At 38.1% G+C, this 12,693-nt stretch carries 10 protein-coding genes and 1 pseudogene; 2 read left to right on the top strand and 9 right to left on the bottom strand.

Annotation, left to right across the window (positions count from 1 at the left end; translation table 11 throughout):
* Positions 1 to 3: 3 nt before the first annotated feature.
* The 3 genes from mnmG to RM552_RS08330 form a co-directional block, all read right to left on the bottom strand.
* Positions 4 to 1,905 (bottom strand): tRNA uridine-5-carboxymethylaminomethyl(34) synthesis enzyme MnmG, encoded by a 1,902-nt coding sequence (mnmG, locus tag RM552_RS08340; RefSeq protein ID WP_311368367.1) that lies wholly within the window; start codon positions 1,903 to 1,905, stop codon positions 4 to 6.
* Between the two features lie 148 nt (positions 1,906 to 2,053).
* Positions 2,054 to 2,584 carry a GNAT family N-acetyltransferase gene (locus RM552_RS08335; RefSeq protein ID WP_311368366.1) on the bottom strand — a complete coding sequence of 177 codons (531 nt, stop codon included), beginning with the start codon at positions 2,582 to 2,584 and terminating at the stop codon, positions 2,054 to 2,056.
* Between the two features lie 159 nt (positions 2,585 to 2,743).
* Positions 2,744 to 5,188, bottom strand: a complete 2,445-nt coding sequence (locus tag RM552_RS08330) for a TonB-dependent receptor (RefSeq protein ID WP_311368365.1) — start codon at positions 5,186 to 5,188, stop codon at positions 2,744 to 2,746.
* 486 nt (positions 5,189 to 5,674) lie between these two features.
* On the opposite strand from RM552_RS08330, the gene RM552_RS08325 reads away from it, so the two are divergent.
* Together RM552_RS08325 and RM552_RS08320 are read left to right on the top strand one after the other, a co-directional pair.
* Positions 5,675 to 6,571, top strand: a complete 897-nt coding sequence (locus tag RM552_RS08325) for a phosphotransferase family protein (protein ID WP_311368364.1) — start codon at positions 5,675 to 5,677, stop codon at positions 6,569 to 6,571.
* Between the two features lie 236 nt (positions 6,572 to 6,807).
* The gene (locus RM552_RS08320; RefSeq protein WP_311368363.1) at positions 6,808 to 7,623 is read left to right on the top strand and encodes a spondin domain-containing protein; all 816 of its coding nucleotides are present in this window, start codon (positions 6,808 to 6,810) and stop codon (positions 7,621 to 7,623) included.
* Between the two features lie 72 nt (positions 7,624 to 7,695).
* On the opposite strand, the gene RM552_RS08315 is transcribed toward RM552_RS08320, so the two are convergent.
* From RM552_RS08315 to mnmE, 6 genes and pseudogenes are all read right to left on the bottom strand, one after another.
* Positions 7,696 to 8,562 (bottom strand): thioredoxin family protein, encoded by an 867-nt coding sequence (locus RM552_RS08315; RefSeq protein WP_311368362.1) that lies wholly within the window; start codon positions 8,560 to 8,562, stop codon positions 7,696 to 7,698.
* A gap of 378 nt (positions 8,563 to 8,940) precedes the next feature.
* A pseudogene (locus tag RM552_RS08310) lies at positions 8,941 to 9,187 on the bottom strand (hypothetical protein).
* Complete coding sequence (locus RM552_RS08305; RefSeq protein ID WP_311368361.1) at positions 9,187 to 10,038, bottom strand: DnaA ATPase domain-containing protein; 852 nt, start codon at positions 10,036 to 10,038, stop codon at positions 9,187 to 9,189. The pseudogene RM552_RS08310 and the gene RM552_RS08305 overlap by 1 nt, the downstream one beginning before the upstream one ends.
* A gap of 108 nt (positions 10,039 to 10,146) precedes the next feature.
* Positions 10,147 to 10,806: a DnaT-like ssDNA-binding domain-containing protein gene (locus tag RM552_RS08300; RefSeq protein ID WP_311368360.1), complete on the bottom strand. Its 660-nt coding sequence runs from the start codon at positions 10,804 to 10,806 to the stop codon at positions 10,147 to 10,149.
* Positions 10,807 to 10,856: 50 nt separating this feature from the next.
* Entirely contained in the window at positions 10,857 to 11,300 is a 444-nt protein-coding gene (locus RM552_RS08295) for a flavodoxin domain-containing protein (RefSeq protein ID WP_311368359.1), read from the bottom strand.
* A gap of 10 nt (positions 11,301 to 11,310) precedes the next feature.
* Positions 11,311 to 12,693, bottom strand: coding sequence for a tRNA uridine-5-carboxymethylaminomethyl(34) synthesis GTPase MnmE (mnmE, locus tag RM552_RS08290; protein ID WP_311368358.1), 1,383 nt, complete (start codon positions 12,691 to 12,693; stop codon positions 11,311 to 11,313).

Raw genomic sequence — 12,693 nt, 5'->3', positions numbered from 1 at the left:
CTACTAGGCACTTTCGCGCTCTTGTTTAAATAGCATATTGTGTTTTTTCAAATATACCAATAATAAAGAAATAGCGGCTGGAGTAATACCAGAAATTCTGGATGCTTTACCGATGGTTTCAGGGCGTGCATCAGTCAATTTAGCAACCACTTCATTCGACAAGCCAGAAATTTTTGAATAATCAAAATCTGTTGGTAAGACAGCATTCTCATTACGTTTTGATTTACTGATTTCGTCTTGTTGACGAGCAATATAACCCGCATATTTAATTTGTATCTCTACCTGCTCCGCTGCTTTTTGATTACTCAAACCAGGGCCTAAACTATCAATTGACATTAGTTGCTGATAGGTAATTTCTGGACGACGAATAAGTTCTTCCAATGAATGTTCTTTGCTCACTGGTGTTTTTAAGATCTCATTTAAAGCAGCTGTTGCATCATGCTTAGGGTGGATCCACTGTTGGCTTAAACGCTGTTTTTCTAAAGCTATTTGTTCCACTTTTTCACTAAAAGCGGCCCAACGTTCATCACATACAAGTCCCAATTCACGGCCTTTTTGCGTTAATCGCATATCGGCGTTATCTTCACGTAAAAGTAACCTATACTCGGCGCGGCTAGTGAACATTCTATAGGGTTCTTTAGTGCCCATAGTAGCTAAGTCATCTATTAGCACACCCATATAAGCCTGATCTCTACCCAGCACAAAAGGATCTTTCTCTTGTACTTGTAATGCGGCATTTGTGCCAGCAATAAGGCCTTGTGCACCCGCTTCTTCATAACCTGTTGTACCGTTTATTTGGCCAGCAAAGAATAGGCCTTTAATAAACTTGGTTTCGAGTGTTTGTTTAAGATCGCGCGGGTCAAAGAAGTCATATTCAATGGCATAACCAGGACGAATAATATGCGCGTTTTCAAAACCTTTAATGCTGTGTACTAACTGCATTTGGATATCAAATGGTAAGCTAGTAGAAATACCATTGGGATAAACTTCAATACTATCTAAGCCTTCTGGCTCCACAAAAATTTGGTGTGAATTTTTATCCGCAAAGCGCACAATTTTGTCTTCAATAGAAGGGCAATACCGTGGTCCTACACCTTCGATCACGCCTGTGTACATGGGGGAACGATCTAAGCCTGTGCGAATAATATCGTGAGTCTGTTCATTCGTATGAGTAATGTAACAAGGAATTTGCTGAGGATGATCAGCTACATCTCCCATAAATGAGAAAACGGGTAGTGGTGTATCACCGGCTTGCTCTTGCATCACGGAAAAATCTAAAGTACGAGAATCGAGTCTAGCGGGTGTGCCAGTTTTTAATCTATCTACTCTAAAGGGCAATGCTCGTAAGCGCTCTGCTAAAGCAATAGATGGTGGATCGCCGGCACGGCCGCCTTTGTAATTTTCTAGGCCAATATGGATAGTTCCGCCTAAAAAAGTACCCACTGTTATCACAACTGATGGTGCTTTAAATTTTAGCCCCATTTGAGTAACAACGCCCACTACTTGGTCGTTTTCAACAATTAAATCGTCACACGATTGTTGAAACAAAGTTAAATTTTCTTGGCTCTCGAGCATATTACGCACAGCAATTCTATAAAGCGTGCGATCCGCTTGGGCTCTCGTTGCTCTTACTGCTGGGCCTTTTGAAGAATTTAGGGTTCTAAATTGTATACCCGCTTTGTCAATGGCCTTTGCCATTGCGCCGCCCAAAGCATCAATTTCTTTCACTAGGTGGCCTTTACCTATTCCACCAATAGCTGGATTACATGACATTTGCCCAAGGGTTTCAATACTATGTGTAAGTAAAAGTGTGTTAGCACCCATGCGCGCAGCTGCCATTGCAGCTTCGGTACCTGCATGACCACCACCAACAACTATGACATCAAAATCTTTTTGATAAAACATATGAACGCCAAATGACCTTTTAATTAACCCTACTGAAAAACTCGCTAAAACCCGCTTTAACACCCGTTGATAAACGGTCGCGTAGTATATATGAAGTCACACCGCTTTTAAATGGGTAAATTTTGACCAATTCATATGTACTGTCACATCATAATGCTTGATGGTAAATAAACTTCAATAGGGTTTGTTTTTCTTGAGAGAGCGCCCGTGACGCTATTAAATTTGCACCAACTGATTTAATCAAACCCACAGAAGCAAGATTACTGGCATAACAATGTATATGAACTGCATTTATATCATTCAATTTGGCTTGTTGAAGAGTCTGCTCTAATAACACTTTGCCAAGCCCTTTGCCTCGGTATGATGGCCTGACACCAAAACCTATGTGACCACCGGCTTCTGTCAATTGCTTATTGAGTGTATGGCGTAAATGTGAACAAGCAACAATTTCATTATCTTGTATAAGCCAAAAAGTTGTATTAGGTACTAAAAAATCAGGTAAATTTTGTCCTTTTGAATAGTCATTTAGTAAAGCGACAAAAGAAACAAAATCCTCATGGTCTAAGTCCATCGGGTAAGGGTAACGCTCTTCGTTTTCTAATTCATTAATATATGCGTCATATGTACTTTTTAAATTTATACCTTCAAATTCGACGACTGGCTTAATAAGCGTAAGCATGTTACTCGCTGTTTATGTAGTTATTTAAAATTAATAGGAATGCATAGTAATGTTTGCTCATAAAAAAACCACCTTACATAAAGGTGGTTTTTAACATGAACTTTTATCAACTAAAAAGCCAGTAATTAAAACTTAATTCAATTACTGACACTCTTCAGCTTAGAAGTCGTATGCAACCGATAAACCAAAGGTTCTTGGTTGATTTGGATATGCACTAAAACTACCGTCTTGAATTGGTGGTGGGAAAGACGACTGGAAGAACTCGTCATTATTTAAGTTACGCACCCACACTTGAAGTGATACTCCATTATCAAGGTTTAGACCAGCACTAGCATTCCACATACTCGTTGCACGAGTTAACGATTCAGGCACATTGGATACTAAACGCACTTCACTTTCATACAAGTAATCGGTGCGTACATAACCATAATAACCGTTGCTTAAATCAAAGTTATAGGTAATTCCAGCTGTGAAACTACGCTCATGAATACCCGCTGGTTTTTCGCCAGACAAATCAATCACACCGTTTATACCTGAAGCACCTACAAATGAATCATATACTGGGTCTAAAAGTGTACCCGCAAATGTTAGATCAATGCTTTCAGTTGGACGGTAAAGCGTATCGAACTCTATCCCCGTGGTAGATTGTTGACCCGCATTAGCTAATACAAAACCAGTGCCTACGAACGTACTTGATTGGAAACCTTCAATAGTTTGGTCGAATAAAACAATGTTAAACGCACCATTTTCAAAACGCGTTTTCATACCAAGTTCGTACACAGTTGACTCTTCTGGGCCTGCAAAACGAGTACCGAAACTTTGGTTTGCAAGAGTCAAACCAGCACTTTCAAGAGCAGTTTGGTCACTTGGGAATGGACGAGTATCTCGTGACAAGTTCCACGATGACGCTTTAAATCCAGTAGCCGCTGTTGCAAAGAAGTTTACGTTTCTGTTTAGTTCATAAGCTAAACGAATACTCCAAGTTGATTTACTATCATCAGTATTACCATCTTCTACTGAATTCGGGAATTCAAGTTGTGGTGGTAAGAACTGAATGCCCTGCAGGGTTGGAATAAATGGAGCCAACGAAGGAATAAGCGACAATGGTACACCTAAGCCTGTTGGTTGATTAACCAAATCGATACTTGATAGTACTTCAGTATTTATTGATTCAATACTAACGTCTTTTGTATCGTTGGTATATGACGCACCAAGGGTTGCCGTTAAGTTTTCACTCAAGTTGTAGTCGAGACTAACAAAAAATGAATAAGCATCGTTGTCTTGAATAAACTGTGAATTGATACTTTGGTCAGCGCCAAAGAAAGTACCCGGTGCTAAACCGTAAAGTGGCTCGACACCGGCAAGTAAATCACCTAAGCCCAATGCATTAAAGTATGGTCTTGTGCCTGTGCCATAAAATAAGGTATCGCCAGTATCTACTTCTTCTTGGAAGATAAATGCACCAACCATCCAACTGAAATCGCCATCTGTTGTACTAGTTAAGCGTAATTCTTGGGTAAAAGTGTCTATTTTAGTAGAGTTTGTTTCAGACAATATATCGAGTGAAGTAAAATCTACGTCTTGAATATAGCTAGATTCGTTCTTTCTAAATGCTGTTATAGACGTTAATGCAAAAGTGTCGTAGTCGACGTCGATTTGCATTGAAACACCGCTGTCTTCAACTTTGTTGTTTGGTGTGAAGTTAACAGCTGATTCATAAGAGAACGGGTCAGACTCATCTAAAACTTGTCCGCCAAGTGCTCTAACCGCAGCAGTAGTTGGACCGTTGATAACATCAGCTACTGTACAGCAATTTTCATCGATATCGCTATAATCAGCGATGAATCTAATGCTAGAATCAGCAGAAGGCTCAATAAGTAATTGGCCACGTAAACTCATACGATCACGGTTGTTAATATCTTCAAGACCAACAACACTTTCTGTGTAACCATCACGCTTGTTAATATTACCAGACAAGCTATATGCTACATTGTCTGTAATACCGTTAGTCACATAAGCTTTCAACAAACGTTGATTATAATTACCAAAACCAGCTTCTATACGCGATTCAAAATCATATGAAGGTGCTTGAGTCCGAACGCTAATAACACCTGCTGAAGCATTTTTACCAAATAAGGTAGACTGTGGACCACTTAGTACTTCAATTTGGTCTAAACGCGGTAAGTCGCCTATTTGCGCTGCTGCTCTTGAACGATATACACCATCAATGAATACACCAACCGATGGCTCGATACCTGTGTTGTTTGTACCGTTACCAAAACCACGAATAGCAAAGTTAGTATTTGTAGAGCGCTGCAACGGTGTAACACGTAATGTTGGCACTAAGGTTTGTAAATCTTGAATATCGAGTACTTTAGTTTGCTCAATATCTTCAGCTCCAGTTACAGAAACAGCGATAGGCGTTTCTTGCAATCCAGTCGTTCTTTTTGATGCTGTAACCATTATAACTTCAAAACCCGTTTCTTCGGCTTCTTCAGTTTCGTTTTCTTGGGCAAAAAGACTTGGGCTACTCAAACCAATTGATAGCGCTACCAAGGCGGCAATAGGTTTACGTTTAAACAATGTCGACTTATTTGAAATCATAAAATACTCTTAATTCTGTGGTTGTTGTGTAAATAATAATATGGTTAAGAGCTAACAGTATGCAAAAACACTAACACCATATTTGATAGTGTTTTGACGCGTATTCTATGCTTTTTTATAAAAACATGACTGCTAACTGACGCAACTGGTCGGAGTTTATCAACTTTTAGTATTAAAAGTAAACAGTTTGTAATGCTTTTGTAAAACTTTTTATTAATCTATCAATTTTACGATATCTGCTTTCAGCCTACATTTTACCTACTTCCCTCAAATTGTTAAGGATATTTTTAGGGTAAAAGCACGCTATGACTGACTGGGTGAATGTTAATTGATACTGACTTGCGTTTCAGTAGAAATTGATTTATTTGTTACTGTATCAAAAATTAGAAAAAACTATTAAAGGCTATCATCATTCAGATTACACAAATAGAACGTAAGCCATCTGACTTTCAAAAAGCAGTAGATAAACAAACCTTAGCGCTTAGTGTGAAAAACGCATTAACGAATCATGTGATATTAAGCATAGATGAATTAGATACAGGCTTATTCAACAATACCTACAAAGTGAGAACAACCACTAACATATATGTTTTAAAAATTGCACCCCATAAGCAATCAGAGGTTTTTTTTCCAGAAAGAAATTTAATGTTAAGAGAACAAGGCTTAATTACTATTTTACAAAATGCTAGTAATTTAATTCCTCGTTATTGCACCTTTTTTAAAGTAGGTGGGCGTCATGCATTTTTACAAGAATATGTATCAGGCAAGCTCTGGTTTGAACATTTTAAAAACCTTTCAGATAATCAAAACCAACGTATTTGGTATCAATTGGGCAAAGCTTCAAAAGATTTACACAAAGTTTCTGGGCTAGAATTTGGATATCCAGCCCCAAATAAAACCTTTAAAAAATGGTCTTTGTTTATTGAGGATATGATACTTGGACTCATTCAAGACGCTATTAATAATCGATTAGATATAAGGTCAATGGGATATTTTAAAGACTTAGTAATTCACTTTTCTAAGAATTTAGACAAACATCGCATACCAAAGTTGTGCCATGGTGATTTATGGTCAAGAAATATCATTGTTGATGGTGAGGGCGACAACATAAATATAAAGGCACTAATTGATTGGGAGAGAGCATATTGGGGCGATCCATTAAGTGAATGGGTTTTTGTTTTAAGTGATATACCTGATGAGTTTTGGCATGGTTATGGCCATAATTTGTTAAAACAAGCCGATCCAATATGCATTGCGATTTATCAGGGAATGTATTTTATGCTCAATATACTTGAAGCCACTCGTATCGGCGCTTCATCTGACATTGCGCAAGACCATTTAAATGGCGTTGTCGAATATTTGTCAACTCAGTCTAAAAAATAAAACCGCTAAATTTGGCCCAAAAAGGCTCGTTATAAAAACGTTATACTTTCTTTAAGTCTTACTTAACCTTATGAATTTAATACATTTAACTTGTGATTATTTGTCATATTGGGTATTAGCACGCATGAGCAAAATTTTATTCTTTTCTATTTGATCTAGTATTGCGAATGTCGCTCAACTCCATGTAAAGCGACATAAATAATTTTAAGAATTTTGATAGCAAAAAGGATAAGGAAATGAATCTTTTAAACACACGTGTTAAGTCGCGTTCACTACTAGGTAGTGTATTAGTAGCGGCAATGTTGAGTGTAAGTGCGTTCAGTAATGCAACAGTACTCCGCATTACCGTAGAAAACAATTCGCCAGAAAACGGACTGAGTTTTACTCCTGTATATGCTGCTTTTCATAGCGCAGCTTTTGATATATTTGATGCAGGTAGCGAAGCATCTGCCGGTGTTGAAGCGGTTGCTGAATTAGGTGCGCCAGGACTACTACGAGACGAAAGAGTTGCTGTAGACCCAAATTCTGTTGGTGGTGTTATTTTCCCCGACGGCGGCATGCGACCTTTGTTCCCACAAGAATCAGGTTCAAGAATGTTTGATATTAGCGACCCGATGAGCAATATGTTCTTCTCATTTATATCAATGATTTTACCTTCTAACGATACTTTTTTTGGCACTGATGACGCAATTCAATTGTTTGATGCTGCAGGTAATTATTTAGGAGACCAAGTATTCGAAATTACCGGCGCTAATTTGTATGATGCGGGAACTGAAGGCTTAGATGTGACAGCAGCTCCGTTTGTTGATGGCAGCACAGCTACCGATAGCCCTGTTGACACTAATCCAAATATTAGAGCAGCAGAATCATTGGCCGCATTTGGCGGTTCATTGTTAGCTAACGGCAGTATTTTAGATGGGAATTTGATTGATTTTCTAAGCAATACTAACCTCAGCATAGCGACCATACGTGTAGAGCAAGTATCAACTCCTAGCATATTCGCTTTACTTTCAATAGCGTTAGCTGGATTTTTTGTAAGACGCAAAGCTTAGTATTCAGTTTTTAAGTTTGTAGTGGTCAACGGCATCTTTGATGGTAAGCAGAGGTGCCGTTTTTAAGGGTAATTATTTATTTTCCCAACTAAAATTATCATAGCTTGGCAAATCTAGTGAGACGCCTGGTGTTTCAATTACTTGGTTTCTAAGACGATGTAGATCTTTTTGTAATTGGCTTCGAAAATCACGAACTTCATTCCACAAAGCATAAAACTCAGACTTATCTTCAAGCTCTCCGGTGTCTTCTAAGGCCATTAAAGGAGCTAAGCGTGCATAAGCTACTAGTAGTCTTTCTGTTTGTTGCTCAGTAAAGATTTTAAGGCCTTTGTTGTTATTTAGTCGCGCTATTCTGTTGGTAGATACTTCATTTTTTCCTACATCAGCAAAATAAGACATGTACTTTTCAAAATCCACACTATAGGCACTTTGCCAAATTGTTAAGGTATCTTCATTCATTAATAATTCTGTTTCAGGATCTACCACCAAAACAGTAGGGGTAGCAAAATAGATTGGATATCCAAAACGCTGCGTGATGTCGCGCCTATCTTCGTAATTTCCAACATCGATAAATAAACTAACAAAACGTTCGTTTAATACTTGATGCAAAGCTGGTTTTGAAAAATTGGTTGCCAAGCCTCTGCTGTCGTGACACCACTGAGCACCTAATACAATTAGGGCTAATTTATTATTTTGCTTGGCTTGTTCCAGCGTTTTTGATACCTCTATCATAGGATTGGCCGCTGGAGTATATAGATATTCTGGTAACACTTTATCTTTGTCGTCAACATTAGCTGTTACCCAAAAGCTAATAAAACAAAGCAGTAAAACAATAATAAAATCGATCTTAAATAAATAATGTGGGATGTTTCTGATCATGTTGTTTTTCTTTTTTATGTCTGATGCTAGTAGTCTATTTGCTTTTACTATTTTTTGCATTTTTTTATAAATTCCAAGATCTTTATTGTTTGTTTTATTTTACCGTTAAACGTAAATTCGTCCTGCTTTATAGTTTTAATCTTTTAATATATAGATCTTTATTACTATTATTATTATGCAAGCAATTTTCTGTTAGTAAGCCTTTTTTATGTATTGAAAACAGAATCTTAAGTCAAAACTAACTTATGTATAACTGTACTTGAATTCAGGTATAAAGTGGGTATAAGTAGGGCTTTTATCCACAAGCCTAAATTTTGCAAAACTTATCCTTTTTTCATACAAAGAAATCAAACATGTTTTCCCCAACTTTACACACATGCTAATAAAATCTGTTCAGATATTGTGGATAATTTGTGTTTAAGTATTTAAATTACTGCTTTAATATCCAAAAAATTCGATTGGATTGAGGTAAAACGCTTTTTTATAACCTTGGGTACTGCCATCTATTAGCCATGGAATAGGGACAATGCTAACAATAGAAAATCAACATATCGGTTGAAGCTATTACCTGTGTATCTTTACTTCCAAAAATATCAATACCTTTATGTACACCAGAACTACCTCAGGGCTCATACCAAAAGGTGTTAGCGTTCCAATCTGCGCTAATGGCGCCAACAACAGGTATTACTTTTTATAGCTAATAGTGTTTGGCTGATAGCCACTGGTTGGTGCTTGCTTATTGTCTACAATTTGTTGGGTGAGGGGTTTGCGGCGGCTAGGACCCTGAAATTGTACTTGGTAGGTTTCATATTCGCGAATCGACTCAAAGCAATAGCGGCCAATAGCGGTTTCAAGGTCGTTCAAATTATGGTTAGTGATTAAAATACAGTTTTTGTTGGCCGAACGGCGTTGTCTAAGTAAATTGCCCAACCAACTTTGCGCATTCTTTTTTAATACTGTTTCGTTAACACAAACTTCGTCAAGAATGAGCAAGTCAACATCGAGTAGTTGTTGATTCACTTCGCGGTAACGCATAGACGCGTTGTCTTCTGCTTGATAGTCATAAGAAAATAGGCGCATGTCGAGCAAGGTTTGTAACTGGCGATACAAAACACTGGTTTCGAATTTATTGATCAATTCATGTGCTATCGCCCCAGCTATATGTGATTTACCACGCCCATAATCACCATAAAAAAGCATCATGTGCGAGCGGCTGTTGCGCCACTTAGGGTCTTTATGTGCGGCAATAAATGAACGAGCAATACTCACGGCTTCTTGCACATCTTGTGCATCTTCTATTAAGTTGTCGAATACCCATTTTGGATCAAGCTCAGAGCGGCCATGAAGTCTTTCAATGCGCTTTTGTTGGCTTTCACGCTGCAATTTTTTTAAATCTTCGTTAGCAAGCTTGTCGTACAAGGCCCGGTTCTTTTTATAATCAAACTCTGGGATAACTTCATTGCCGCTATCACCACTATGGCGTTTTAAACCAATGTTACTTTTTAGTTCGTTTAGTCTTTCTTGCAGAGTTTTCATTGTTATATTTGGGTCTTAAACTTAATGTTGAATGATGATATTAATAGCTTGGGCAGCGTTTAACAACTGAAAGTGGTTTTTCTATCTTGCAGTTTATATTTTACTGAGTTAAATATCGTTTTTGTATTGTTCTATCAGCAATTTCACATTGTCGTCAAACACTATACCCGCGCTAGGTTCCACATATTGATGTCCAGCAGCTGTTTTATGTTGTGCACGTTGTTCAGATAAAGGAAAGCGTTGACGCCTTTGTTTCAAATGAATAACCAGTTTTTGCGTCCATTGATATTCGGTGCATTGGGTATCAACGCGGCCTAGCCAATATGCAATAAATTCACCTAATTCTTCAGCACTAAAAGTTTTTTCAATTAAACCAACCAAGCTGCATAAATCGTCAAATACTTTATCTATTGGGCGCCAATCAAGCTTCATACTTTTATATTGATTATGCATGGACGGATCTTCAAGTGACAGAGGCAATTCAGTTAGGGGTAAGATGACTTTTTTATTGTGTAATGATTTAGAAAAGTCAGTGTTATCTTCTAGTTTTATTAGTCCTACACCTTTTAATTCTTTTAATAGCGAACTTATTTGGCGGCCAAGGCTAATAACAGTTTTTTTGCTATTAATTAAATCAAGAATACGTTTATTGTTAATAGTCGCTTGTTGTTTACCTTCACTAATTTGTGGTCGCAAATACACACAGTAAAGTACTCGGGATACATTACTTAGTGGTGATTTTAAGGCTTCTAATTCAAATTCATTCAAAGTGTTTGTCTACTAAAAAATAGCGCTATTCACTAAACTTAGTGAATGCTCTATAAGCTATTTAAGGCTTTATCTAAATTGTTTGACAACCATTCTACCGCAACGTCTTCGGGAATAGGATGATGTAGCACATCTATCTGATATACCGGTAGTAAAAGGGTACCACCTTCCTCTTCTATAATACTTTCTATTTCTGCAGATCCCTCGCAAAAAGTGTCATAGCTTGAATCGCCTAAACCAATAATAATAGCGTTGACATTACTCAAATTCTCACGTGCTAAATCGTCAGCAAATTCTTGTATGTTGTCGGGCAAATCACCTGCACCATGTGTGGATGTCACTACTAATAAAATATTTGTTAAATCAACATTATCTATTGCTGGTTGAAAATGACAGTTTGTTGTATGTCCTTTTTCTTTGAGCATTGTTTCGAGTGCTTCCGCGACGTATTCACTTGCACCCAAAACAGAACCGACCACTATTTCAAATTTCATAGACACATCCTTATTTACCAATACAAAAAGAAGAGAATATCTTACCGAGTAAATCGTCGGAGGTAAATTCACCGGTTATTTCATTTAAATGTTGTTGTGCTATTCGCAGTTCTTCTGCGAGTAGTTCACCCGCCATTTGTTGTTCTAATTGGTCTTTGCCAAGTAATATGTGCTCCTCGGCATATCCTAGTGCGCTTATGTGTCGTTGGCGAGCTATGACTTGGTCTTCTCCGACTTGTTCAAAGCCCATGCAGTCTTTTAGATGTTGGGTTAAATGTTCTAGTCCCATTGACGACTTTGCCGACAATCTAATTACTGGATAAGTATCACTGATATCAATACCAAATGCTTCTTGGCTCAAGTCGCATTTGTTTCTTATAACCGTCATAGCCATATTTTTTGGTAGTCTTGCGTAAAATTCTGGCCAAATAGCATCAGGTTGCTCTTCTTTTTCTTCGCTTGCATCAACCATAAACAACACGTGGTCTGCGTGCTCTATTTCTTGCCAGGCTCGTTCAATGCCGATTTGTTCAACAGTGTCGGCACCATCACGTAATCCGGCGGTGTCAATAACATGTAGCGGCATACCATCAATATGAATATGCTCTTTTAACACGTCACGTGTAGTACCAGCGATATCAGTAACAATTGCACTATCTTTACCCGATAATGCATTTAATAAACTTGATTTCCCGGCGTTAGGGCGACCTACAATCACTACTTGCATACCGTCGCGCAATAAAGAGCCCTGTTTAGCTTGTTGTTTTATTTCATTGAGAAGAGAAACAATATCGACAAGGTTTTTTTGCACAAGTCCATCTGCTAAAAAATCGATTTCTTCTTCAGGGAAATCAATCGCAGCTTCAACATACATGCGTAAATAAATGACTTTTTCAACCAAAGTATTAATGCTTTTTGAAAATTGACCTTGCATTGAACGCATGGCGCCCCGTGCTGCTTGTGTTGACGATGCATTGATTAAGTCAGCAATGGCTTCAGCTTGGGTCAAATCCATTTTGTCGTTTAAAAACGCCTGCTCACTAAATTCCCCAGGCTTGGCTAGTCGGACTAAACCAGTGTGAAGGCATTCTTCAATAAGTAATTGCATAACCACTTGGCCACCGTGACCTTGCAATTCAAGCACGTCTTCGCCAGTAAAAGAATGTGGGTTTTGGAAAAACAAAGCAATGCCTTGGTCAATAATATTGTTATTGCGATCGTAAAAACCCTGATATATCGCTTGGCGGGGAGTAGGGCATGTTCCGAGTATTTTCTTGGCAATTGTTTTTGCATGTTTACCCGATACCCTAACAATTCCTACGCTTCCACGGCCTGGCGCAGTAGCCTGGGCGACAATGGTATCGTTAGAATGTGCCAGTGGGTTGTCAGACAT

The organism is Glaciecola petra (assembly GCF_031846345.1).
Classification (GTDB): Bacteria; Pseudomonadota; Gammaproteobacteria; order Enterobacterales; family Alteromonadaceae; genus Glaciecola; species Glaciecola petra.
The sequence above is the reverse complement of the archived record's forward strand: the minus strand, read 5'-3'. Positions and strand labels throughout refer to the sequence as shown.

What these genes read in the sequence shown, in the direction of transcription:
- mnmG (WP_311368367.1), bottom strand. Translation starts at nt 1,905, where the DNA reads ATGTTTTATCAAAAAGATTTTGATGTCATAGTTGTTGGTGGTGGTCAT.
- RM552_RS08335 (WP_311368366.1), bottom strand. Translation starts at nt 2,584, where the DNA reads ATGCTTACGCTTATTAAGCCAGTCGTCGAATTTGAAGGTATAAATTTA.
- RM552_RS08330 (WP_311368365.1), bottom strand. Translation starts at nt 5,188, where the DNA reads ATGATTTCAAATAAGTCGACATTGTTTAAACGTAAACCTATTGCCGCC.
- RM552_RS08320 (WP_311368363.1), top strand. Translation starts at nt 6,808, where the DNA reads ATGAATCTTTTAAACACACGTGTTAAGTCGCGTTCACTACTAGGTAGT.
- RM552_RS08315 (WP_311368362.1), bottom strand. Translation starts at nt 8,562, where the DNA reads ATGCAAAAAATAGTAAAAGCAAATAGACTACTAGCATCAGACATAAAA.
- RM552_RS08305 (WP_311368361.1), bottom strand. Translation starts at nt 10,038, where the DNA reads ATGAAAACTCTGCAAGAAAGACTAAACGAACTAAAAAGTAACATTGGT.
- RM552_RS08295 (WP_311368359.1), bottom strand. Translation starts at nt 11,300, where the DNA reads ATGAAATTTGAAATAGTGGTCGGTTCTGTTTTGGGTGCAAGTGAATAC.
- mnmE (WP_311368358.1), bottom strand. Translation starts at nt 12,693, where the DNA reads ATGTCTGACAACCCACTGGCACATTCTAACGATACCATTGTCGCCCAG.